This window comes from Cognatundibacterium oligocarboniphilum, from assembly GCF_013377855.1.
Taxonomy (GTDB): domain Bacteria; phylum Pseudomonadota; class Gammaproteobacteria; order Burkholderiales; family Burkholderiaceae_D; genus Undibacterium; species Undibacterium oligocarboniphilum.
In genome coordinates, this window is sequence record NZ_JABXYJ010000009.1 from 15,552 (window position 1) to 38,972 (window position 23,421).

The 23,421-nt window shown below is 51.9% G+C and carries 18 protein-coding genes; 9 read left to right on the top strand and 9 right to left on the bottom strand.

The window, feature by feature from the left end:
• The first annotated feature begins 14 nt into the window (after window positions 1-14).
• Entirely contained in the window at window positions 15-1,127 is a 1,113-nt protein-coding gene (queG, locus tag HV832_RS14500; RefSeq protein ID WP_223827352.1) for a tRNA epoxyqueuosine(34) reductase QueG, read from the top strand.
• A gap of 43 nt (window positions 1,128-1,170) precedes the next feature.
• On the opposite strand, the gene HV832_RS14505 is transcribed toward queG, so the two are convergent.
• The 3 genes from HV832_RS14505 to HV832_RS14515 all read right to left on the bottom strand — a co-directional run bounded on the left by HV832_RS14505 (window position 1,171) and on the right by HV832_RS14515 (window position 4,791).
• Window positions 1,171-2,061, bottom strand: coding sequence for an AEC family transporter (locus tag HV832_RS14505; RefSeq protein ID WP_176804573.1), 891 nt, complete (start codon window positions 2,059-2,061; stop codon window positions 1,171-1,173).
• A gap of 106 nt (window positions 2,062-2,167) precedes the next feature.
• On the bottom strand, window positions 2,168-2,758 hold the full coding sequence (locus HV832_RS14510) for a response regulator transcription factor (RefSeq protein WP_176804574.1): 591 nt from the start codon (window positions 2,756-2,758) through the stop codon (window positions 2,168-2,170).
• 17 nt (window positions 2,759-2,775) lie between these two features.
• Window positions 2,776-4,791: a sensor histidine kinase gene (locus HV832_RS14515; RefSeq protein ID WP_176804640.1), complete on the bottom strand. Its 2,016-nt coding sequence runs from the start codon at window positions 4,789-4,791 to the stop codon at window positions 2,776-2,778.
• A 135-nt stretch (window positions 4,792-4,926) separates the two neighbouring features.
• Between HV832_RS14515 and HV832_RS14520 the strand changes: the two genes are divergently transcribed.
• The 3 genes from HV832_RS14520 (at window position 4,927) to xerD (ending at window position 7,870) form a co-directional block, all read left to right on the top strand.
• Window positions 4,927-5,931, top strand: a complete 1,005-nt coding sequence (locus HV832_RS14520) for a TRAP transporter substrate-binding protein (RefSeq protein WP_176804575.1) — start codon at window positions 4,927-4,929, stop codon at window positions 5,929-5,931.
• A 469-nt stretch (window positions 5,932-6,400) separates the two neighbouring features.
• On the top strand, window positions 6,401-6,907 hold the full coding sequence (locus HV832_RS14525; protein WP_176804576.1) for a methylated-DNA--[protein]-cysteine S-methyltransferase: 507 nt from the start codon (window positions 6,401-6,403) through the stop codon (window positions 6,905-6,907).
• A 36-nt stretch (window positions 6,908-6,943) separates the two neighbouring features.
• Window positions 6,944-7,870: a site-specific tyrosine recombinase XerD gene (gene xerD / locus HV832_RS14530; RefSeq protein ID WP_399311377.1), complete on the top strand. Its 927-nt coding sequence runs from the start codon at window positions 6,944-6,946 to the stop codon at window positions 7,868-7,870.
• A 115-nt stretch (window positions 7,871-7,985) separates the two neighbouring features.
• Here xerD and HV832_RS17525 read toward each other — a convergent pair whose 3' ends face one another.
• Both HV832_RS17525 and HV832_RS14535 read right to left on the bottom strand, forming a co-directional pair.
• Window positions 7,986-8,111, bottom strand: a complete 126-nt coding sequence (locus HV832_RS17525; protein ID WP_263398764.1) for a hypothetical protein — start codon at window positions 8,109-8,111, stop codon at window positions 7,986-7,988.
• Between the two features lie 26 nt (window positions 8,112-8,137).
• Window positions 8,138-8,365, bottom strand: a complete 228-nt coding sequence (locus HV832_RS14535; RefSeq protein WP_176804577.1) for a hypothetical protein — start codon at window positions 8,363-8,365, stop codon at window positions 8,138-8,140.
• Window positions 8,366-9,503: 1,138 nt separating this feature from the next.
• Here HV832_RS14535 and HV832_RS14540 point away from each other — a divergent pair.
• The 4 genes from HV832_RS14540 to plsY all read left to right on the top strand — a co-directional run bounded on the left by HV832_RS14540 (window position 9,504) and on the right by plsY (window position 15,816).
• Window positions 9,504-12,257: a TonB-dependent receptor gene (locus tag HV832_RS14540; protein WP_176804578.1), complete on the top strand. Its 2,754-nt coding sequence runs from the start codon at window positions 9,504-9,506 to the stop codon at window positions 12,255-12,257.
• Between the two features lie 132 nt (window positions 12,258-12,389).
• Window positions 12,390-14,387 (top strand): S9 family peptidase, encoded by a 1,998-nt coding sequence (locus HV832_RS14545; protein WP_176804579.1) that lies wholly within the window; start codon window positions 12,390-12,392, stop codon window positions 14,385-14,387.
• Between the two features lie 209 nt (window positions 14,388-14,596).
• Entirely contained in the window at window positions 14,597-15,088 is a 492-nt protein-coding gene (gene ybaK, locus HV832_RS14550; RefSeq protein ID WP_176804580.1) for a Cys-tRNA(Pro) deacylase, read from the top strand.
• A gap of 122 nt (window positions 15,089-15,210) precedes the next feature.
• A complete protein-coding gene (plsY, locus tag HV832_RS14555; protein WP_176804581.1) occupies window positions 15,211-15,816 on the top strand; it encodes a glycerol-3-phosphate 1-O-acyltransferase PlsY in 606 nt (201 codons plus the stop codon).
• A 127-nt stretch (window positions 15,817-15,943) separates the two neighbouring features.
• Here plsY and tsaD read toward each other — a convergent pair whose 3' ends face one another.
• Together tsaD and HV832_RS14565 are read right to left on the bottom strand one after the other, a co-directional pair.
• Entirely contained in the window at window positions 15,944-16,972 is a 1,029-nt protein-coding gene (gene tsaD, locus HV832_RS14560; RefSeq protein WP_176804582.1) for a tRNA (adenosine(37)-N6)-threonylcarbamoyltransferase complex transferase subunit TsaD, read from the bottom strand.
• Between the two features lie 136 nt (window positions 16,973-17,108).
• Window positions 17,109-20,477 carry a PAS domain S-box protein gene (locus tag HV832_RS14565; protein ID WP_176804583.1) on the bottom strand — a complete coding sequence of 1,123 codons (3,369 nt, stop codon included), beginning with the start codon at window positions 20,475-20,477 and terminating at the stop codon, window positions 17,109-17,111.
• A gap of 412 nt (window positions 20,478-20,889) precedes the next feature.
• Between HV832_RS14565 and aptA the strand changes: the two genes are divergently transcribed.
• The gene (gene aptA / locus HV832_RS14570; protein ID WP_176804584.1) at window positions 20,890-22,200 is read left to right on the top strand and encodes an omega-aminotransferase AptA; all 1,311 of its coding nucleotides are present in this window, start codon (window positions 20,890-20,892) and stop codon (window positions 22,198-22,200) included.
• 39 nt (window positions 22,201-22,239) lie between these two features.
• Here aptA and HV832_RS14575 read toward each other — a convergent pair whose 3' ends face one another.
• Window positions 22,240-22,872, bottom strand: a complete 633-nt coding sequence (locus HV832_RS14575) for an FMN-binding negative transcriptional regulator (protein WP_176804585.1) — start codon at window positions 22,870-22,872, stop codon at window positions 22,240-22,242.
• A gap of 40 nt (window positions 22,873-22,912) precedes the next feature.
• Window positions 22,913-23,374 carry an OsmC family protein gene (locus HV832_RS14580; protein WP_176804586.1) on the bottom strand — a complete coding sequence of 154 codons (462 nt, stop codon included), beginning with the start codon at window positions 23,372-23,374 and terminating at the stop codon, window positions 22,913-22,915.
• Window positions 23,375-23,421: the final 47 nt, after the last annotated feature.

The window sequence follows — 23,421 nt, forward strand, 5'->3', positions numbered from 1 at the left end:
GCCGGAGCCCGCCGATGAATCCTGACGTGGATACACAGGCGCTTGCGCAGCTGGCAACGCAGATTAAAGACTGGGGCAGGGAGCTGGGTTTTGCTGAAGTCAGGATTGCGGATATCGACCTGAGCCAGGCTGAGGCCGGCCTGCAGCGCTGGCTCGATGCTGGTTATCATGGTGAAATGGCTTACATGGCCGCACATGGCACCAAGCGCAGCCGTCCGGCAGAACTGGTCCCTGGCACGGTCAGGGTGATTTCTGCACGGATGAATTACCTGTCGCCTGCCGCAGGCTGGCGGGAGGCGGAGCAGCAGCATCAGGCCGATACCGCGGTGATTTCGATCTATGCCCGCGGACGCGATTACCACAAGGTATTGCGTACCCGTTTGCAACAATTGGCAGACCGGATCAGACAGTCGGCAGGTGAATTCGGTTACCGGGTGTTTACCGATTCTGCACCGGTCATGGAAGTGGCGCTGGCTGAAAAAGCCGGACTGGGCTGGCGCGGCAAGCATACGCTGTTGCTGAGTCGTGAAGCCGGATCGATGTTTTTTCTGGGAGAAATTCTGGTCGATATTCCGTTGCCGGTGGATGCGCCAACCGGCCATCATTGCGGACAGTGTTCGGCCTGCATGGATGTTTGCCCGACGCAAGCGATTGTCGCACCGTATCAGGTGGATGCACGGCGCTGCATTTCTTATCTGACGATAGAGTTGCATGGCAGCATTCCGGTGGAGCTGCGACCGCTGATTGGTAACCGGGTGTATGGCTGTGATGACTGTCAGCTCTGTTGTCCGTGGAATAAATTTGCCCAGAGCGCGGCAGTGGATGATTTTGCGGTACGCCACGGGCTCGACAGTGCGCGCATGGTGCATTTGTTCGGCTGGAGCGAGGAGCAATTCCTGCGCATTATGGAAGGCAGCCCGATACGTCGCATTGGTCATGAGCGCTGGTTGCGCAATCTGGCGGTTGGCCTTGGCAACACGGCGCTCACCTTACGCGGCGACGCAGAAATTATTGCCGCATTGCAGGCCAGACTCAGCCATCCTTCAGCGCTGGTGCGGGAGCACGTACAATGGGCGCTGACGCAGCATGGCGAGCAATATGGCCTGTCTGAGCCGAATGCGCACTAATCTGAATCACTTACCTCAAACGCCAGCCTGATGCGGCAACCGGTTAACTGACCAGATGCAGCCAGACTGGCAGGGTCAGTACCGACAGGATGGTGCTGGCTGAAATCAGGAAAGCGACAAATGGCCCGTTGCCGCCCATACGTGCCGCCAGGACATAGGCGCTGGAAGCGGTTGGCAGCGCACAGAACACCACCACAATCTGCAGCTGCAGCAGTGGCAATGCCAGCCAGCGCCCGAGCAGCAGGGCGATCAGCGGCAGTGCCAGCAGTTTGACCGACAGAAAATAAGCCGCGATTCCTTTCGCCTCGTGAATCGCCGACAACCGCATTCCGGCGCCGACTGCCAGCAGACCGAGTGCGATGGATGCGTTACCGAGCCGCGACAGCGTGGCATTCACACCTTCCGGCAAATGCCATTGCAACAGACTGCAGGCGACGCCGCTGGCCGTGCCGATCACCAGCGGATTGCTGGCGATTTCTTTCAGCAGGCGGCCGCTGTTATGAGCCAGTGCATACACTGCTGCCATGTTACACAGCGGTACCAGAAAACCGATCAGCAAAGCCATCAGCGCGGTCCCCTGTTCTCCGGCAAGGCGGGATGCAATGGCCAGCGCAATATAGGAATTGAAACGGAATGCCGTCTGCACTCCGGACTCAAAAATGCGTGGCGGCGAACGGAACAAAAAACGCGCCAGCCAGCCCAGCAACATGCCGGCAGCGGTGGCAATCACGCCGACCTGAAGCAGATGGCCGGTGGCATGAAAGTCGAACTGCGTGCGCGAGGTGGTGTAAAACAGCAATGCCGGAAACATGATGAAATACACGATCTTTTCCACCCCGGCCCAGAAATGACCGCCCCAGTGCGATATGCGGGCCAGTAAAAAGCCGATCAGGATCAGGCTGAAGTCAGGAAAGAGTAAGGTGAATACAGACATACTGAGGGGAGTATATTGAAAAAGCTTTTATTTATCTGGGCATCAGGGGTAAAAATCGCGATACCCCCTTGTTTTTGAAAAATCCCGGAGGAAGATTTTCTGTTTTTTATTTTAATATTCCAGCCAGTTCGACGGCGGTTTTCACCTGCATCTTGTCAAAAATATGGGCACGGTGTACTTCAACGGTACGCATGCTGATGCCAAGCTCGTCAGCAATCACCTTGTTCATTTTGCCGAGTAAAATCAGATCCAGCACTTCCTTTTCGCGGGCTGATAAAGTCGCCAGTCTTTCATGCACCTGCGCCGTTACACCCGCTGCGCGGGATTGCGCCAGCGCTTCCAGCACCCGGTCCATGAGCTTATTGTCGTTGAACGGTTTTTCAAAAAAATCGAAGGCACCTTTTTTCAGAGAGTCCACCGCCATCGGAACATCGCCATGACCTGTCAGGAAAATGACGGGCAGCCGCCTGACCAGATGGCGTTCGGACAACAGGTCAAACAGCTGGATACCGCTGAGTCCGGGCATGCGCACATCCAGCAAAATGCAGTCGCCATCGGCATCAAAGCGCAGCGGCTGTTCCAGTGCGGTCAGGAACTGTTCGGCACTGCTGTATCCGACTGCCGCTATCTGGCGGGAACGCGCCAACCATGACAGGGCATCGCGGATCACGTCTTCATCGTCAATGATGTGTAGCATGGGGTCTCTCTCCAGATTTATGGATGACTGCTGGCGGCATCCTGGCCGCTCTTATCGTCCGGCGGCAGGAGCGGCAGGACAAAACGGAAAATACTACCACCTGCCGGGTTGGGGCGGTGATTCAGGGTGCCGCCGTGGAACTCGATCGCGGTGCGGCAGATATTGAGTCCCATCCCCATACCGCTGGATTTGGTCGAAAAAAACGGTGAAAACAAACGCTCTGCGACAGTCGGCGCAATGCCGTGACCACGGTCCGCGACTTCCACAGCCAGCCCTTGTTCCGCGGCGTCCAGGCTCACCTGTATCCGCAGAAAGCGTTGCTCAGGCGGCGTCTGCTGCATGGCCTCAATCGCATTGCGGGTCAGATTCAGTAACACCTGTTCGATCAATACCTGATCGGCCAGCACTTTCGGCAAACCGGGTAAGGGCATCCATTGCAGCTGGATATGAGTCGACAGCGCCTGCAGTTCAATCAACGGCAGGGTATTCTGGATCAGCTCATTGATATCCAGCGGTTCACGCGATGGCGCGCGCTTTTTCACGAATTCATATACGCTGCGGATGATCTGCCCGGCGCGCTGCGCCTGCGCATTCACTTTGTCAAGCGCCGTCAGCAGTGATCCCTGATCTGTAGTGCCGGCATTGAGCAGATTGATTGCACCAGTGGTGTAGCTAGAAATCGCCGCCAGCGGCTGATTCAGTTCATGCGCCAGCATGGAGGCGATTTCCCCCATCGTGGCAAGACGTGCGCTGGCATGTAATTTTTCTTCCTGCTGCCGGGTCAGATCCTGCGCCCGTTTCAGTTCTGAGATGTCCAGGATCGAGCTCATCCAGCCCGTCTGGTGGCCAGTCTCATCAATCAGCGGCGACTCGTAAATCAATACCGGAATCCGTTCGCCGCTGGCATGCTGATAGATGGTTTCAAAGCCGTCCTGCGGCACCGATCCCGCCAGCAGCTGGGTGAAGCGCCGCTGGTATTCTTCAATCGCTTCCGGCGCCCAGTAAGGCATCGGCGGTAGGCGGCCGATAATTTGTTCCGCCGGATAGCCGACCATTTTGCAGAATGCCGGATTCACATACGTCATGCGGCCCTGCATGTCGCGCGCACGTAGTCCGGTGATCAGCGAATTTTCCATCGCCGTCCGGAACGTTACCTGCTGGCGTAATGCTCCTTCGGCCGCCAGCCGGCGGTTAATGTCGCGCCATAATGCGATCAAACTCCAGATCAGGCCGAGCGACAGCAGTACTACCAGCAGCACCAGCAGGTTCGACAAAAACGTCGGCTCCCGCTTGTTGCTGTTGGTGCGCAAAGTCAGGGTGATGCCGGGCAATTCCAGATTGCGGTTATGGGTATACACATTTTTGCCGATACCGCCCGAGGCGCGGGTTGCCACGACCCGATCATCGCTGTCGATCAGCGAAATCTGATTGTCCTGCGCAAACCACCACGGCACCAGTTCTTCCAGAATTCCGCTGGCCTGATAGGTGATGACGATACTGCCGAAATGCTGATTACCCTTGATCAGCGGAATCTGGCAGCTGATGGGATATGCCGCCCGCGAGCCGGGTTTGGGTGCCTGCGGTGCGAAGCAACGGGTCTTGTTATCGAGTTCTATCGAGCCGGATTCGGTGTAATGCGGAATCTGTGCATCCTTGCTGTGTATCGCCAGTTCGGAGGTGGAAGTAACGACCAGATCCTGCTGATCAAACCAGACCAGTCGCGCGATTTCATGATTATTTTTCAGCAGGTTTCTGAAACGCTCCAGCACGGTTGATGGCGAAAGCTGCATATTCATAATGTCAGCTCCGATCTGCCGCAGCATTTCATCATTGCGGTCAATCTGGAACTGAATCGCCTGCTCCACCCAGAGGGTATCGGCAATCAATTGCTCCTGTCGTTCATTGGCCTCCATGCGCTGCGCCTGCCATGGCAGCCAGATCAGAGTCAGAAGAAAAAGCGCGATCAGCAGGATAGGAATGATCCAGCGCCATTTCTCATCCGGCCACAGTCGCGTTTTGTAAAAATTTTTCATGGCATAAGTGTAAACCAGCTGTTCCCCGATGGTGATGCTGTGTGATGGCCTGTGGAAATCCACAGTTGCGCTGCATTAGCGTCATCTGAATAATCAATGATCAAAAAAATAATCGTCATTCATACGGGGACGTGCATGAAAATCAGATCTTTGCCGGGCCTTTTTCTGGCCGGTCTGCTGATCAGCAACATGGTATTTGCCCAGTCGCCGATCGTGATCAAATTCAGCCATGTGGTTGCCAGTGATACGCCGAAAGGCAAAGCGGCGGAGCGGTTTAAAGAACTCGCTGAAAAAGCGACCAAAGGCCGCGTGAAGGTAGAGCTTTATCCCAATAGCTCCCTGTATAAGGACAAGGAAGAACTCGAAGCCCTGCAACTGGGGGCAGTGCAGATGCTGGCGCCTTCGCTGGCGAAATTCGGACCGCTCGGGGTCAAGGAATTTGAAGTGTTTGATCTGCCTTATATTTTTCCGTCCAAAGAAGTGCTGTACAGCGTGACGGAAGGACCGATTGGCAAAGACCTGCTGAAAAAACTGGAATCGAAGGGCATTACCGGTCTGGCTTTCTGGGACAACGGATTTAAAGTCATGTCGGCGAACAAGCCGATTCATCTGCCGTCTGACATGAAAGGGCTGAAACTCCGGATTCAGTCTTCCAAGGTGCTCGATACGCAAATGCGTGCGCTCAATGCCAGTCCGCAGGTACTGGCTTTTTCCGAGGTGTATCAGGCGCTGCGGACGGGGGTGGTGGATGGCACAGAAAATCCGCCTTCCAACCTGTACACGCAAAAAATGCACGAAGTACAGAAGTACGTGACGCTGACCAATCATGGCTATCTTGGGTACGCCGTGATCGTGAACAGGAAATTCTGGGATGGCTTGCCTGCCGATATCCGTACCGAACTTGATGGCGCCATGAAAATGGCGACCAAATACGCCAACGCGATTGCGCAGCAGGAAAATGACAATGCGCTGGAAGCAGTGCGACGCTCCGGAAAAACGACGATTTATACGCTGAATGATCAGGAAAAAGCCGAATGGCGTAAAGCCCTGTTGCCGGTGCAAACGGCCATGGAATTGCGTATCGGTAAAGAGCTGATTGCCAATGTCAACAAAGAAGCAGCCAGACTGGGTGTGAAATAAAAAACCGGCTGCCGTAATGCCATATTTGAATCTCTTCTGCTGATTTTGGTGTGCAGCCAATGACGGATGCCAGCTGGATTAATTTATAAATAATTACCAACGGGAAACTATAATTTGCTATCACATTTTCCATTTCTACAAATGCGTTTTACATATCTGCAACAGATAGAAAGTTTTGCGTTGCTTTTGTTTTGTCAGGTGCCGGTTCACATGCTATATTCTGCGCAGTTGATGGACAGGCGGGTCACAAGATTAAAAGGCGGTAGTGCAAAAAAACGGTATGAATGCCGTGTAATGAGGAGACGCGCGTTTTTATTAAAAGCTGAGTGCTGTGCAGACACAGAAACTAAACAGCCGAAAACGCGAAACATGCTTACAAGGCGCATCGATGATGCGCCTTTTTCTTTGATGGCCGCCAGCTGCGTTTATACTGATAAATTCCATTGGTAAAAAGAAATAAGAGGATGTGATGCGGCAGGATTTTCCTATTTTCTCAGCCATTCTCGAAGCGCCGTTCGGTGCCCTCGGTATCCGTGTCGAGCAGAATATGGTCAGTGAACTGGTGTATTTGCCGCCACGGTTTACCGAAAAAGCACCGGAAGACGCTTTATCTGAGCAGGTCATGCGACAGGTTGAATACTATCTGGACGATCCTGATTTCCGCTTCCAATTACCATTAAAGCCGGCAGGAACAGAATTTCAGCGCCGTGTCTGGCAGGGCATTTCATCCATTCCACGCGGTGAAGTGCTGACTTACGGGCAGATTGCCCGCCAGATCCGCTCCGCTCCAAGGGCGGTGGGGCAAGCCTGTGGCGCAAACTGGTATCCCTTGGTGATTCCCTGTCATCGGGTGACTGCTGCAGGCGGACTCGGTGGCTTTGCGCATGACGATGATGAAAACGGATATCATCTCGGCATCAAGCGCTGGCTGCTGGCTCATGAGGGCGTAACAGCATATCTGCCGCAATCCGCCTGAGAGGTGTCTTTGCCCGTTACTGATCGTGCCAGTTGTGTGAAAAAATCTCTTCCCGATACCGCCGCCGTGCTGCCGGACAGCATCACTGCCCAGATTGACGAATTTTGCGACAGCATCTGGCTGGAAGACGGTCTGGCAAAAAATTCCATCGATGCTTACCGGCGTGATCTGCGTCTGTTTGCCGGCTGGTTGCATGCGCATACCGGCAAACACCTGTACGAGGCGCAACCGCAGGACCTCAGCGATTACACCGCCAGCTGCCGTGACGTGTCAAAGGCGACTTCCGCCAACCGGCGGCTGAGCGCACTGAAACGTTTTTATGCGCTGGCCCTGCGTCAGAACCATATCCGGGTGAATCCTTGTACCCGCCTGCGGGCCGCCAAACAAGCGCTGCGTTTGCCGCACAGTCTGAGTGAGGAGCAGGTGGTGGCATTATTGCAGGCACCGGAAGATACGTCGCTAGGGATTCGTGACCGGACGATGCTGGAGTTGCTGTATGCCTGCGGCTTGCGGGTTTCAGAACTGGTGGGACTGCAATCGGTGGAATTGGGGCTGAACGACGGTGTACTGCGCGTCACCGGCAAAGGTAATAAGACCAGGCTGATTCCTTTTGGTGAACAGGCGCGCGTCTGGCTGGAACGCTATTTACGTGAGGCCAGACCGGCAATACTCGGCGGCCAGGTGTCGGATGCCCTGTTTGTGACGGCAAGGGGGGGGGGCATGACACGCCAGATGTTCTGGATACTCATCAAAAAATATGCTGTACAGGCAGGGATTACCCAGGCTTTGTCGCCGCATACCTTGCGTCACGCTTTTGCTACCCATCTGCTGAATCATGGCGCTGATTTACGGGTAGTACAGCTTTTGCTGGGGCATTCGGATATATCCACCACCCAGATTTACACCTATGTCGCGAAGGAACGCCTGAAACAGCTGCATGCAGTGCATCATCCACGCGGATAATTTAGCGCTTCATCTGATGGTCGGATGAGATGATGATGTTCCATCAGAAAACAGATCGTCAAAAAACAAACGCCCCGCATAACGGGGCATTTGTTTATACAGCAAGGGTGAACAATTAACGGAAAGTATATTTCGCTGTGACGCGGAAATAACGACCGGTATTGTTATGCAGCGTTGAGTTGTAACCCTGAGCAATCGTGGCTGCTGTTGTTGTTGGATAGTATGGTGCTTTGGTATCCATGATATTTGCAATGTTCAGACCCAGAGTCATATGGCACCGCTTTCCTTGATGTCTTTTGCTGTGATGGTCTGAATTGGGGAAGTACCTTCCTTGTCAGAGCGCTTGATGTTCGAGCCGGTGATTTCAATCTTCTGGACTTTGGCATCGTTGTGAGCTTCCTGCGCCTGAACCGCACTGCTCAGCAAGGCTGAACCGGCTAACACGCCGAGCGCAAAGCGTACCGATTGCACGCTTGTTTTTTCTTTAAAAATCATTATGAGTGACTCCTGAGAGTTAATAAAAACAACAAGGACACTTGTGCACCTGCATTGTTGGCGTTCTGAGTACTGATAAAGCAAAAAGAGCATCCCGTGCACTCATCGGGAAGTGCAGGCAGTCAAAGCATCAGTGGGAAATGTCGGGCTTAAAAAATGAAAATTTTTAAATCAAGTGTGAGTTAATTATGTAAACAAAACGGAATAAGTTGAAAGCTTTTGTTACATTAGGGTGACATGACGTTGTTTGTGAACGACATTTTTGTAAAATATTTTTCTTATTGAGATCTTGTTTAAAATCGAAAAAAAGAGTTCAAATGAAATAATATTTCCAAAAATTATTTAAAAAAATCTTTCCCATTATTCAATATGGCTTTTATATATTTAAATTCAAAAAATAATGGCAAAAAGAAATGCAATAATCATTTGCAAATAAAATTATTTATTTGACACTCAAATGAAAGTATTTTTAATCAATTTTTGAAATTTATTGATTAATATGAAATTTATGCGTTGTATTGGTGTGAAATTGTCATGGCTTTTTGGGGTGTTAATCAAATTTAAATTAGGATTGGTGAAATGTTGAAAATTTAAATTGTCGATTTGATGAAACAGATCAGTGTTTCATAAAAAATGAAAAAAAATTTTCAATAAAATATGAATTAAAAAATTTCATTGATTAATTTATGTACTTTTAGAAAGTATCGTATTGTTTCAACCATTTTTTTAAATGTGACGAAAAACGGGCGATTTGTATGAAAACAACAAGACTAATCATTAAGTAAAAACGATATAAATAAATACATTTTTAGTGATTTATTTGGTCATTTCTTTAATTTTTTAGTTAAAAATCATTTTTTTGTTTTAAATCAAAATAATCAATTACTATCCAGCGTTTTCAGAAAAAATTGCCTTTTAAAGAATTTAAAAAAACATTAAATGACATTCTGTTACGAATCATAATTGGGATTCTTGCGCGCACCTTTGGTGTTGCTGAAATAGTTATGAGGCAGTTTGAGGTTACTGCGGTTCAGCGATGTCAGTATGAAGAGAAGTAGTGGTGTGTAAGGATATTCACCCTGAGTTTGTGGTGAAAGTAGCTTGTTACTTAATAAATAAAACAGAAGAAAGGTAATTCATGAAACTACGACGTCTCACAGTGGCATTGGCTGGTATCGGTTTGTGTTCTATCGCAGGGACTGCGCTGGGGCAGGACGCAATCTCGAAGGAAGATGCAAAGAAAAATGATGGGGTGCCTGTGCATAAAGTGGAAATCACAGGTTCTAATATCAAGCGGGTCAATATTGAAACAGCATCCCCGATTCAGATCATTACCAAGGATGAAATCGTCCGCAGCGGCGCGACATCTCTGAATGATGTTTTGCGGACGGTATCTGCAAACATCGGCGGGATTGACGAGAATCGTACGAACGGCTTTACGGCAGGTGCTGCCGGCCTGAATCTGCGTGGTATCGGTAGTCAGGCGACGCTGGTGCTGATCAATGGTCGCCGTCTTGCGCCTTATGCGCAGCCAGAATATCAGACCACGTTTGTGGATCTGAACTCGGTCCCGATCGGTGCGGTGGAACGGATTGAAATCCTGAAAGATGGTGCTTCCGCGATTTATGGTTCGGAAGCGATGGCCGGCGTGGTCAACATCATTCTGCGCAATAATTTCCAGGGTGCTGAAATCAGCGGCTCTTATGCCCAGTCGCAACGCAGCGACGGTGAGCAGCTCCGTTCAACCGTCAGCTATGGCTTCGGCAGTCTGGTGGAAGATCACTACAATGTATATGCCACGCTGGATGTGCGTCAGGTCAAGCCGATGTATATCAATAAACGCGATGGTTATCTGAGTACGGAAGACCTGCGTCCTTACGGTTATAAAGACAATCGTTCTATCTATACTTTCCCTGGCAATCTGTACTGGACTGATAAGGCAACCGGAAAATTTGTGACCCGCACGCTGGATCAGAATTGCCCGGCAGACCGTCTGGTTCCTGCGCAGACCATATTCGGTGCGAATTCGATGGGAACGGTTTGCGTATTTGATGACCTGAAGGACAGCAAATATAACTCCGCCGGTAAAACTGACCGGGTCGGTTTTACCAGCCGCGGTACCTGGCAGATCAATGCAACGACCGAAGCATTTGCAGAGGTCATGATTAATCAGAACAAGGCGACCGTTTCAGGAGTGCCACACTGGTTCGCCGGGCAGAACGGACTGGACACGCCGGCCTTGCCGATCACGCATCCACAATATCCGAAAGATCTGATTAATCCGGTGACCGGTAAAACACTGGCCGGCGGCAATGGCACAGTGCGCGTGCGTGCTTCGCTGAACGATTTCCCGGGACAGGGGCTGGAAAATACGACTGTGTTTGGCCGTTATCTGGCAGGTATCAAGGGGACTGTCGCAAACTGGGATTGGGAATCTGCGTTGATGTATAACACCAGCACAGTTGATTCCAAGGCCAGCAGCGGCATTTTGAAAACACCGTTTATCAATGCCTATAAAAACGGAACCTTCCTGTTTGGCGGCTCCGCACAGAATGCCGATTTGCTCAAGCAGATCGTCACCGACTCTTCCAGCAACTTTAAATCGGCGTTGTATCTGTGGGATGGAAAAATCACCGGCGAGCTGATGCAATTGCCAGCCGGCCCGTTATCCGTCGCGGTTGGTACGGAAGTCCGGCGTGAAACGCTGGAAGTCAATCCTTCTGCTCTGGCAGTGGCGGGTGAGCTGTATCACTGGGCGCAGTCTGAGCCAGGCTATACCCGCTCCCGCAATATCGGTTCGGTATACACAGAGTTGAACGCGCCGTTGCTGAAAAATGTCGAAGCATCTCTGGCGGCACGCTATGATAAATATTCTGATTACGGTAGTTCAACCACACCGAAGCTCGGATTGAAATGGACAGTCACACCGGAACTGGTATTGCGCGGTACCTATGCCACCGGTTTCCGTGCGCCGACGCTGGTGGAAAATTCTTCCCAGATCAAGAAGGCGTATCTGTCCTACCGCGATCCGGCACGTTGTAATGCAACCTTCCTGGCCGGATGTCAGTGGAGCAGCCCGTATGAAAGCGGTTCCAATCCCGATCTGAAACCGGAAACCGCCGACAGCTTCACACTGGGCCTGGTCTGGGAACCGACGACCTGGTTTGATGCGACCGTCGATTTCTGGCAGATCAAGCGTAAGGATGAAATTTCCACCTTTGATCTGGCAACTGTGCTGAATAATCCGGGGCGCTATGCTGGTAACCCAGCGGCCATCGTGACACGCTCACCGCTGACCGCGGCCGATCAGGCTGCCGGTGCCACTGCCGGTGAAATCACAAACCTGCGTTTGCTGCTGACCAATATTGCACAGACTCAGGTACGTGGCGTGGATGTGGCTTTGCACGGCAAGTTTAATGCCGGGGAATATGGCCGTCTGACGCCATCGTTGCAATTGACCTATAACCATTCCTATAAATCGGCACCTGCTCCGGATACTGAAATGATTGAGTATGCCGGTTCCCGTGGCCAGCCGCGCATCATCGCCAATCTGGGGCTGGGTTGGGAAAAAGCAGCATGGAAAGCGTCGGTGGATGCCGTGCATGTGGGTCACATGTCGGCGAAAGATGACTTTACCCAGCCATGTACGTTTGAGACGCAGGGTTATGCCAATCTGTGCGGCGATATCGGATCGTTCACGACGTTCAATGTGGGTGGCAGCTATTCCGGTTTATACAAAAACTTGAAGCTGAGTTTTGCAATCCGGAATATTTTCGACCGTATGCCGCCATTTGCACCGAGTCCAACATCTGCGCAAGCTGTGGCAGCATCATCGTTACACAGCACAGTTGGCCGCTATTTCATGCTGACTGCTGACTATAAGTTTAAATAAACGGACTGCAGCAGATAACGCCGGGATATGTGATTCCGGCGTTATTTTTTTCTGCGGACACGTTGCTTTTTCCTGTTCAGGCAAGGGAAAAGATCAACGCTTAGTCCGGAGTCTGTAGAAACAGGAGAATTTATGAAACGTAAAGCACAATTGATCTTGCGTCTTTGTCTGGCGCTGGGCATGACCGGTCTGATGCCGCTGGCGCATGCAGATACAACAATTCCGGTCGCCGATTTTTTCAAAAAAGCACAATATAGCGGCAGTCCTGTATTGTCACCCGACGGACAGAGCATGGCTGTTCTGACACCCAGGAACGGACGTTTTGTTCTCGCGATTATCCGGCTCGATTCGCGCACACCGAAAGTGATTGCCTCTGATCCTGACTGGGATGTGGTCAATCCGGCCTGGGTGAATAACGAACGTCTGGTATTCAGTCTCAGCAAAGGCAGCGACGCGGTTTATGAAGAACAGAAAGGCGGCGGATTATTTGCGGTGAATATTGACGGTTCCCGCTTTCGTAAGCTGACGCCGACGGTCAAAGAGGCGATGGCAAATAATATTCCTTATAAGCCTTATGCGCTGCTTTCCCGCGTCAGTGAAACGTCGAATGATCTGATTGTGGTCAACAATGAGCGTGGCCGCGATACCAAGCTGGGGGCTTCCGACGTGTTTCAGCTCGACACCACGACTGGCCGTACAACGCTGCTGACATTTAATAATCCGGGCAAGGTCACGAGTTGGGTGCTGGATCATCAGCATGTGGTACGGGTCGGGCTGGCGCTGGATGTGGAGCCGGACAGTAAGCGTATTAAACAGACCGTCTATTACCGTGACAATGCCGATGCGCCGTGGAAAAATATTTATCAGGCCTATGTTGATGAAGGACAGGGCATGCGGGTTCTGGGCTTTGATTTCGACAACAAGGCAATGCTGGTCGCCGGACGTTTCCATACCCGGGATAAGGAAGCCGTATATCTGTGGGACTTTGCAAAACAGGCACCTGGTGAAATGCTGGCGGATCACGCGCTGGCTGACGTGGATACCGTTCGTTTTGACGAGCGCCGTAAAAAGATCGTCGGTGTTTTGGTCGATGCCATGAAACAGGAAACCATTTTCTTTGATGAGGATTACGCCCGGCTGGATGCGGCCCTGCGCGCCAGTTTTCCGGGGCAGGACGTGAGTTTTCAGTGGAGCGGGAAAAACGTGGTGGTGGTCACCCGGGGGGCGAACAATCCCGGCAGCGTGTATTTTTACGATAGTGAAAAGAAAACTATCGAACCTCTGTACGTGATGAAGCCTGAGCTCGAAGGGAAAAAATTATCCGAAACCAAATTCATCGATTACAAGGCGCGGGATGGCCTGACGATTCCTGCCTACCTGACTTTGCCTGAAGGAAAAGACGCCAAAAAATTACCGCTGATCGCCTATGTGCATGGCGGGCCTCACGCACGTGATGAGTTTGGTTATAACCCGATGACCCAGATGCTGGCATCCCGCGGTTATGCCGTGTTGCAGCCGCAGTTCCGGATGTCCACCGGCTTTGGCTGGGCGCACCACAAGGCAGGCTGGAAGCAGTGGGGACTGGCGATGCAGGACGATATCACTGACGGTGTGAATGCACTGGTGAAGCAGGGAATTGTGGATAAAGACCGTGTCTGCATCATCGGCGCGAGTTATGGCGGTTATGCGACCATGTACGGCCTGATCAAAGATCCTGATCTGTATAAGTGCGGCGTTAACTGGGTCGGCGTGACTGATGTGAAGATGCTGTTTACCGTCACCTGGTCCGATATGTCCGGGCCTTACATGGATAACTTGGGGGTGTTGATGCACGGTGATCCGAAAACGGACGAGGCTTACTTCACCAAGGTTTCTGCTATCGGTAACGCAGACAAGATCAAGGCGCCGGTACTGATGGGCTATGGCAGCGAGGACGTACGTGTGCCGTTAATCCACGGCGAAAAGATGCGCGATAAATTGCTGGCGCAGGGTAATACCGTGGAGTGGGTGGTCATGGTCGGCGAGGAGCACAACTGGTACCGCGAGAGTAACCGCATCAAGTGGGGCGAAATGGTGTTGCGCTTTGTTGATCGCTACATCGGTGATGGTGCTTCTGCTGGAAAAAAATAAGAATGTAAGCTGAATCAGCTTGCCATCCTGTTTACGGGGATGGCGTTATCCGAATCCGGCAAGCAGGTTTGCCGGATTTTTTTTGACATGACAGGTTCAGGGCGCTGCATATCCGGCGCTGCGGTGTTGTCTGTACCGGAATATTCGCATTAGCCTGCAGGCTGCCGCTATAATCTGTGACCTGAATTACTTGTCCATGAGGTCAGATTTTGGCTAAGAAAGAGCATGTTTCTGAAACACAGGCGACCCAGTTTTTGCGTAAGCATCAGGCCGTTTTCACCGAGCATCCTTACAGATATGAAGAGCATGGCGGCACATCCGTGTCGGCCCGTGAGCTCGGCGTCGATGAGCATACCGTTGTGAAAACCCTCGTCATGCAGGATGAAGCCGCTAAGCCGCTGATTGTCCTGATGCATGGCGACCGTAAAGTATCGACCAAAAATCTGGCGCGCCAGATCGGTTGTAAATCCGTCGAGCCGTGCAAGCCGGAGATCGCGCAAAAACATTCCGGCTATCTGGTGGGCGGCACGTCGCCGTTTGGCATCCGCAAGCAGATGCCGGTGTATGTCGAGCAGAGTATTCTGGCGCTGCCAACGATTTATATCAATGGCGGACGGCGTGGGTATCTGGTCGGCATTGCGCCTGCGCTGCTGACAAGCCTGTTGCAGGCGCGTGCTGTGGAATGTGCTCTGGAAGAGTAGGTAAAGTAAGTTTTTCATGGGAGTATGTGAGAAAATCGCTTTCTACTCCTTGTAAAATAAGTGCATATTTTTAATACTGGAGGGGAGTATATTGGCCTTTCCATGTTCAGATCGGAATAAAAATGAATACAATTTTAGCGGTGGTGCTGGCTTATCTGATTGGCTCGGTATCGTTTGCCGTCGTCGTCAGTCGCTTACTGGGGCTGTCTGATCCGCGTACTTATGGTTCCAAAAACCCTGGCGCCACCAACGTACTTCGCAGCGGCAATAAGGCTGCAGCAGTGCTGACGCTCTTAGGCGACGCGGCCAAAGGCTGGTTTGCCGTCTGGCTGGCGAATCATTATGCAGAGCAGTTCGGACTCGATACTGCGAGCATTGCGCTGGTGGCCGTTGCGGTATTTCTGGGACATTTATGGCCAGTGTTTTTCAGGTTCGTCGGCGGTAAAGGTGTGGCAACGGCGGCCGGCATACTGATCGGCATCAATGTCTGGCTGGGGTTGGCAACGCTGGCTACCTGGCTGATCGTGGCGTTTGCGTTTCGCTATTCTTCGCTGGCAGCACTGGTGGCTGCAGTGTTTGCACCGCTGTATTATGGTTTTCTGTTTGGCCCGGATGTGATGATGCTGGCGGTATTTGTCATGAGCGGTTTGTTGGTCTACCGGCATCGCCAGAATATCGGCAATCTCATGGCGGGCAAAGAAAGCCGGATCGGCAGCAAGAAAAAATAATGTCGCCCGATGAATGTATTCGTAATGAATCCATCATTGTCTCATCGTCTATTTGCCAATAGGCGATGGCATGGGCGGTTACATTGATGGTTAGATGAATGGGTTTCCGTACTGAATCTGCGACTATTTAAGCGGCGCTCAGCTCATGCAGCGGCCAGCGTGGTCGCACATTGAAACCATAGTCCCGCGTCGCCAGAGCGGGATTTTTTTTGAGCCGCATCGCGCCGGCAAAAGCGATCATGGCACCATTATCGGTGCAGAATTCGAGTTCCGGATAAAACACCTGAAAACGCTTTCTGGCCGCAGCCGCGTTCAGTGCCGTGCGCAACTGGCGGTTGGCGCCTACACCGCCGGCGATCACCAGACGTTTGAGACCAGTCTGTTTCAATGCGCTTATACACTTCGCTGTCAGTACGTCGATGATGGCATCGACAAAGCCGCGTGCCACATTCGCTTTGTCGGTGTCGCTGATTGGTTCCGGATATTTTTTAACTGCGGTCAGCACCGCAGTTTTGAGCCCGGAAAAACTGAAATTAAAATCTTTGGAATGCAGCATCGGGCGCGGAAACTGATGAATTGCCGGGTTTCCCTGTTCTGCCAGTAAAGAAATGGCAGCCCCGCCGGGATAGGGCAACCCCAACAGCTTGGCGGATTTATCAAAGGCTTCGCCTGCGGCGTCGTCCAGCGTTTCACCCAGCAGCGTGTACTGACCGACGCCATCGACCCGCATCAGTTGCGTATGACCGCCTGAAACGAGCAATGCCACAAACGGAAATTCAGGTGGCGTGCTGGCCAGCAAAGGCGACAGCAGATGCCCTTCGAGATGATGCACGCCAAGCAGCGGTTTATCGAGTGCCATCCCGAGGCCGCAGGCAAATGATGCGCCGACCAGCAGCGCACCGGCCAGGCCCGGTCCCTGGGTGTAGGCAATCGCATCAATCTGCTCCTGTGTCATTGCAGCTTGCTGCAGTGTCTGATGAAACAGGGGCAGGGTGCGGCGGATATGGTCGCGTGACGCCAGCTCAGGCACGACGCCGCCATATTCCTGATGCATGGCAATCTGCGAATGCAGGGCATGCGCCAGCAAGCCGCGCTCCGTATCGTAAAGCGCCAATCCTGTTTCATCGCAGGAAGATTCAACACCGAGAACTATCATGAAGCCGTCAATCAATCAAAAGTGGATCAGTCCGGTACCGCCTGTTTTTACCAGGACCGCGTATCCGTCACAGGCAGAGCGGTGTGCAGGCGCAGACCAGAGGCTGTGAGGCTGAATTATAGCTTTGTCTTTCATTTCACGCGGTTTTGACCAGTGTTTTCAGTATCGGGAAGTCGATATAAAAATGTGAACCCTGTCCAGTGATTGACTCAAAACTGATCTTTCCGCCCATCTGCTCAACTAACTCGCGTGAGATCGCCAGCCCTAGTCCGGTGCCACCTTTCTGACGCGTATCGGAGGAATCCGCCTGTGCAAATTTCTGAAAAATGCGCGGATAAAATTCTTCCGGGATACCCGTGCCATGATCGCTGATGTTGATGCGGACATGAGCGCCAACAGTTTTGGCGGCGATCTGGACGGTTTCGTTTTCTGGCGAATATTTAATCGCATTGGACAGCAGGTTGGACAATATCTGCATCAGGCGTTGACTGTCGACCGCGATGAATACTTCAGGCAACGGATTTTGTAATTGCAGATGAATTTTCCGTTGTGTGCTGAAGGTCAGGTTGGTTTCAACGGCTTGCTGCAATAATGCAGTCAGTTCAAATGGCTGAATATGGAATTGCATTTTCCCGGCACTGAGTTTTTCCATATCCAGTAAATCATTAATCAGGAAAGACAGGCGCTGACTGTTTTTGCTGGCAATGGTCAGCAGCGACGACATGCTATCCGACATGCCGCCTGCGGCGCCGCCGAGTATCAGTCCCAATGCGCCTGAAATCGAGGTCAGTGGTGTTCGTAATTCATGGCTGACAGTGGCAATGAATTCGTTTTTGATTTTCTCCAGCCGCTTGCGCTCCGTAATGTCGCGCACCAGTCCGATATACAAAGGACGCCCTTGACGCCTGACGGCCGAAATTGACAGATCAAGCGGGAAAACATCCCCATTCTGGCGCCGCGCTTCAATTTCACGGGAGATACCAACCATATCATCGATGTTCATCAGGCTACCGAATGGATTCAGCTCTCCCTGAACATTATCTGGCGGTAGCAGAACGCTGAAGTGCTGGCCGATCAGCTGGTTGCGGCGATAGCCAAAAATATTAGCCGCAGCGCTGTTATATGCTGCGATCCTGCCTCTGTAATCAACCGTGATGATGCCATCCAACACATTGTCGAGAATTGCTTGCGTCTGCGCTGCCTGCTCTTTTAAGGCAATGGCAGTCGCCTTGCTTTCACTGATATCCTGGAAGGTGCCGTAAACCCGCTGTATCCTGCCATCTTTCCATTGCGGCAAACCGATCACACGTACCCATTTTTCATTTTTGCGGGCAGTGATAATTTCAAACTCGTCGTCGTAACGTTCGCCATCCTGGGCTGCTCTGATCAGCAAGGCGGAAATTCTTTCCCGATTTTTCCCTGGTTTATAAAAGGTAATCGCATTTTGTAATTCACAAATGTAATCCTGATCGACTTCATGAATCTGCCGGGTGACGTTGCTCCAGTATATTTGCTGAGTGTCGAGATCGTATTCCCAGGTGCCGATACGGGCGGCGGCATTGGATTGCTCCAGCAATTCATAGGCATGGGCCAGTTTTTCTTCCGCCAACCTTTCCTGCGTGACGTCCTGATGGCTGCCTGACATGACCAGTGGTTGACCATCTGCACTCCAGCTGACGACGCAGCCTCTGTCTCTGATCCAGACCCAATGTCCGTCTTTATGACGCAGGCGGCTGATCATATCGTAATACGGAATCTGGCCTTTGAAATGCTGTTCAATCAGATTGGCTGAAATTTTCATATCGTCCGGATGGCACAGATCCAGCCAGGTCTGGACTGTGGTCGGGGACAATTCCTCCAGCGTATATCCCAGCATTTCTGCCCAGCGCTCGTTCAGCACTGTTTTACCCGATGGCACATGACATTCCCAGGTGCCGATATTGGTCCCCTCGATAATATTGGCCAGCCGCTTTTCACTTTCCTCGTGCTGGCGCTGGATCTTTGCCGCATTCACCAGTTGTGCGATTGTGATCAGAATCGGTTGTAGAAATTCAGTCGGACTGACCTCGGTGATATTCTGATAATTCGCCAGCGTGATGAGCGCAATCACGACTCCGTCATGATGTATCGGAATACTGAGCAGATGACGGATTGCCGGATACCAGTCAGGTACTTGTAACTGGCTGTCGGTCGTCTGTGCCAATGGATATGACATCGGCTGTCCGGTCGTGAGCGCCAGGCGGGAGATGGTATCGATAGCGTCGAAAGTCAGTTCTTTGACGGGCTTCCGTTCTGGTTTTCCTGAGTATTCTTGTTGCTCGGAACCATTGAAGACTGCATGTATTTTCAGATAAGGCTGGTTATTGTGATCATGCATGACTTCGCAGATGAAGCCGAATTCTCCCTGATTCAACTGCAGGGTATCTGTTAACAGGCTCTTGAAGCCATCCCTCTTATTCTGACCTTTGATAAATTGTGACTGGGAACGCGCCACGATGTCATTCATCTGCTGTTGCAATTGCAGGGAATGATTCAATGTCATTTTTTTCAGTGTGCTGTTGACCCAGTCGCCGAGTAAGTTGACGAATTCGATCTCGACATCAGTAAACAGATCGCTGCGCGGCGAAGCATCGGAAAATGCCAGTGTGCCGTAACGTTCACCTTCCAGCAGTAAGGGAATACCGATGTAGGACTCCTGTTGAAAATGCAGATAGCTGGGATGATCGCGGTACTCGCTTTGTCCGAGATGATGGATATACACAATGCTCATATCCATGTTCAGTAAGTCGGAATAGGTCTGGTTGCGCTTGATGCGCTGACCTTCCTTGATCAAATTACCCGGAGACTGTGCAGCTTTGATTTCCAGTTCGTCACCGTAAATCAGTGAAATTGCGCCGGTGGACATCTTTAAATAGTCGCAACCCAGTGCCAGCGTTTTTCTGAGCAGAATTTGCGGATCCTGAAACGCGAGCGAAGTGATGCGGGTCAGTGTCAACAGGGCATCGTGTTGTCTTTGCGCGAGTTCGTTGGCGATTTCATGTTCGACACAATTTGCCAGATCACGCAGGATGGCTGCATCCTGTTGGCCCAACTCTCTCGGCTCACGGTCGATGATGCAGAGTGTGCCAATGCGCTGACCATTGCTGGCCTGCAGGGGCGCTCCTGCGTAAAAGCGGATATGCGGCTCTCCCAGCACCAGCGGGTTGTCCCAGAAACGGCGGTCTTTGCTGGCATCCGGAATCAGAAAAATCTCAGGGCTGAGAATCGCGTGGCCGCAGAAAGAAATATCCCGGCCGGTTTGTTTCGCATCCAGCCCCTGACGGGATTTGAACCATTGACGATCCGCATCAATCAGGGAAACGAGTGCAATGTCTGTTTTAAAAATCTGCCGTGCCAGGCGTGTGAGCCGGTCAAAGCGCTCTTCGGCCCGGGTATCAAGCAGGCGACATTCTCTGAGCGTATTCAGTCGCAGGTCTTCATCAGCAGGAAATTCTGGCGGCAACATGGTGCAGTGCTGTTTTCAATCGTGTCAGAACAAGGAGCGGTACAGAGCGAGCATACAAGGTTGTTCTGGCAGAATCATCCGTATTATCAGAATTGAGTCCAGATTTTTCAAACATTTGCATTTCTGACCGTATTTTTCCACATACCAAACCAGCATTACAGGTGCATCGGGAGGAAACAAACGGTTTTATTTATTTTTCATGTTTTTTAATTAAAACTGGGTTGATTAGCGGTTTTTCAGCCCATTGTCGGGTCGCTCGATGCTGCCGCATGATGTATCTCTAGCCTGTATCGCTTTCGCTGCCAGCAAGGGGGATGACATGATATTGTTTACCTAAGGTCTTGTACGCTGAAGATTTTCGAGACGGATACGTCGTTCTATGATTGCAGCAACTTATTTTCAGGAGAGGTTTATGCCCGACAAACAACAACTCGATGCATACTGGATGCCATTTACCGCGAACCGGGATTACAAGGCTGCGCCGCGTATCGTCGCATCGGCATCCGGCATGTATTACCACGATCAGAGCGGTCGCCAGATTCTGGATGGTACTGCAGGGCTGTGGTGCGTGCCGCTGGGGCATTCTCATCCTGTGATTGTTCGTGCTGTGCAGAAGGCGATTGCCACGCTGGATTATGCGCCCGCCTTCCAGATGGGGCATCCGGCAGCGTTTGAGCTGGCGGCGGAGCTGGTGGAGTACAGCGGCCGGCGTTTCGGCCAGGTGTTTTATACGAATTCCGGCTCGGAAGCGGTCGATACCGCGCTGAAAATGGTGCTGGCTTATCACCGCGCCCGCGGCGAAGGACAACGTACCCGTTTTATTGGCCGTGAGCGCGGCTATCATGGTGTGGGTTTTGGTGGTATGTCGGTTGGCGGTTTGTCGGCGAACCGCAAGCAATTCGGCAATCTGCTGGGCGGTGTGGATTATCTGCCGCATACCCATAATCTGGAAAAAAACGCATTCAGTCGCGGCTTGCCGGAATACGGCGCGCATCTGGCCGATGAACTCGAACGGCTGGTGACCCTGCATGACGCATCCACCATTGCAGCCGTGATCGTGGAACCGTTGTCCGGCTCGGCAGGCGTGATTCTGCCGCCTAAACATTACCTGCAGCGATTACGTGAGTTATGTGACAAGCATGGCATTCTGCTGATTTTTGATGAAGTCATTACCGGTTTCGGACGCATGGCAACACCGTTTGCCTGCGATTATTTCGGTGTGACACCAGACCTGATGACCACCGCGAAAGGACTGACAAATGGCGTGGTGCCGATGGGCGCTGTATTCAGCAAGCCTGCTATCTATGACACCCTGATGCAGGGCCCGGCAGGGATTGAATTATTCCACGGCTATACTTATTCCGGTCATCCGCTGGCCTGCGCTGCGGGACTGGCTGCATTGCGCGTTTTCAAGGAAGAGAAAGTGCTGGAGCATGCCCAGAGCATGACAGCTTACTGGGAAGACGGGCTGCATTCCCTCAAAGGATTGCCGTATGTGATTGATTTGCGCAATGCCGGACTGATCGGTGCGATTGAGCTGGAATCCTTGCCCGGCAAGCCCGGCGCCCGTGCCATGGAAGTTTACAAAACCGCCTTTGCCGAAGGCGTACTGATCCGGACTACCGGAGATATCATTGCCCTGTCGCCACCGCTGATACTGGAAAAACAGCATATTGATGAGTTATTCGGCAAGCTGCGAGAGATACTGAAACGTAACGCCTGAGTCTGAGATCAGTGCACTGATGGCCGGCAGGAGTGTGATCTACTCAAACAGCTGGGATTCGATGATGCCGGCCATCGCCTGTTCCGTTACTGTGCCCTCGCGCAGTCCAGCGGCAATGTTGGAACGGGTCTGCACCGATTTGTTCTGACTGGTTTTCCATTTTCCGGTCAGGCGGGTGATGGGGATGCGGATGCCGACTATCATTTCCATCATGTTGTCGATGTAGTCGCTTGGTGCATCACTGATTTTCCAGGGAAGCTGGCGGGCGGATTCAAAGTAATTTGTCAGCTGACTTAGCAGGGACAGAAATTCCGGTTTGCTGTCGATCGACTGGAAGCTGCCGTGGGCATGAACAACCGCATAGTTATAGGTCGGCACCACTGCGCCGGTCTGCTGTTTTTCTTCGTACCACGAGGGCGTGATATAGGCACTGGTGCCCTGAAATACCGTCAGCACTTCCTGCGTGTTTTGCCAGACCGGATTCGCTTTCGCGACGTGACCCAGCAGCGTGCCAAATGGCGCGTCTTCGGTGGGTGGCATGATCAGAAATGGAATATGGTTGGCGGTCAGACCATCCGCTTCCAGAGTGACCAGGCAAGCCAGCGGATGGTGTTGTATCAGGCTGTGCAGGACATCGATCCGGTCTTCGGCAAAATGCGGGGGCAGATACATGACGTTGTCCTGACTTTCTGATCGTCTTAAAGGTTTTGGTTCAGGCCGATTCGATGCTGACTTCGGCACGGATCGAATTCGCGATGTAGCAATGATCGTGAGACAGCGCATGCAAGGCGGCAATCTGATCGGTGCTGGGGATGGTGTCGCCGGAGAATTCGACATGCGGCCGCAGCGTGATGCGGGTGATCGATTTGCGGCGTCTTTCGTTGGCTTCCATGTAGCCAGTCGCATCATCGGTATAACTATCGACGATATAACCCTGTTTGGCTGCAAATGCGAGGAAAAACAGCATATGGCAGCTGGACAATGCCGCTACCAGCGCTTCTTCCGGGTCGACATTTTCTGCGACGGAATACGGCAGCGGTACGGAGGATGGTGCGGACGACGCCGGGACGCTCAAGCCGCCATCAAATTTCCATTCATGTGCGCGGCTGTACTGGTTGTCGCTGAATACCTGTCCTGCGCGCTTCCAGCTGACCAGGGCCTGATGCTGATCCATACATGCTCCTGAAAAATGGGAAATCAAAAAACGAATAATCGGAAACT

What these genes read in the sequence shown, in the direction of transcription:
- HV832_RS17525 (WP_263398764.1), bottom strand. Translation starts at nt 8,111, where the DNA reads ATGGATACCAAAGCACCATACTATCCAACAACAACAGCAGCCACGATT.
- HV832_RS14545 (WP_176804579.1), top strand. Translation starts at nt 12,390, where the DNA reads ATGAAACGTAAAGCACAATTGATCTTGCGTCTTTGTCTGGCGCTGGGC.
- plsY (WP_176804581.1), top strand. Translation starts at nt 15,211, where the DNA reads ATGAATACAATTTTAGCGGTGGTGCTGGCTTATCTGATTGGCTCGGTA.
- HV832_RS14525 (WP_176804576.1), top strand. Translation starts at nt 6,401, where the DNA reads ATGCGGCAGGATTTTCCTATTTTCTCAGCCATTCTCGAAGCGCCGTTC.
- HV832_RS14540 (WP_176804578.1), top strand. Translation starts at nt 9,504, where the DNA reads ATGAAACTACGACGTCTCACAGTGGCATTGGCTGGTATCGGTTTGTGT.
- HV832_RS14505 (WP_176804573.1), bottom strand. Translation starts at nt 2,061, where the DNA reads ATGTCTGTATTCACCTTACTCTTTCCTGACTTCAGCCTGATCCTGATC.
- tsaD (WP_176804582.1), bottom strand. Translation starts at nt 16,972, where the DNA reads ATGATAGTTCTCGGTGTTGAATCTTCCTGCGATGAAACAGGATTGGCG.
- queG (WP_223827352.1), top strand. Translation starts at nt 15, where the DNA reads ATGAATCCTGACGTGGATACACAGGCGCTTGCGCAGCTGGCAACGCAG.
- HV832_RS14510 (WP_176804574.1), bottom strand. Translation starts at nt 2,758, where the DNA reads ATGCTACACATCATTGACGATGAAGACGTGATCCGCGATGCCCTGTCA.
- HV832_RS14520 (WP_176804575.1), top strand. Translation starts at nt 4,927, where the DNA reads ATGAAAATCAGATCTTTGCCGGGCCTTTTTCTGGCCGGTCTGCTGATC.
- HV832_RS14580 (WP_176804586.1), bottom strand. Translation starts at nt 23,374, where the DNA reads ATGGATCAGCATCAGGCCCTGGTCAGCTGGAAGCGCGCAGGACAGGTA.
- HV832_RS14515 (WP_176804640.1), bottom strand. Translation starts at nt 4,791, where the DNA reads ATGAAAAATTTTTACAAAACGCGACTGTGGCCGGATGAGAAATGGCGC.
- aptA (WP_176804584.1), top strand. Translation starts at nt 20,890, where the DNA reads ATGCCCGACAAACAACAACTCGATGCATACTGGATGCCATTTACCGCG.
- HV832_RS14565 (WP_176804583.1), bottom strand. Translation starts at nt 20,477, where the DNA reads ATGTTGCCGCCAGAATTTCCTGCTGATGAAGACCTGCGACTGAATACG.
- HV832_RS14575 (WP_176804585.1), bottom strand. Translation starts at nt 22,872, where the DNA reads ATGTATCTGCCCCCGCATTTTGCCGAAGACCGGATCGATGTCCTGCAC.
- HV832_RS14535 (WP_176804577.1), bottom strand. Translation starts at nt 8,365, where the DNA reads ATGATTTTTAAAGAAAAAACAAGCGTGCAATCGGTACGCTTTGCGCTC.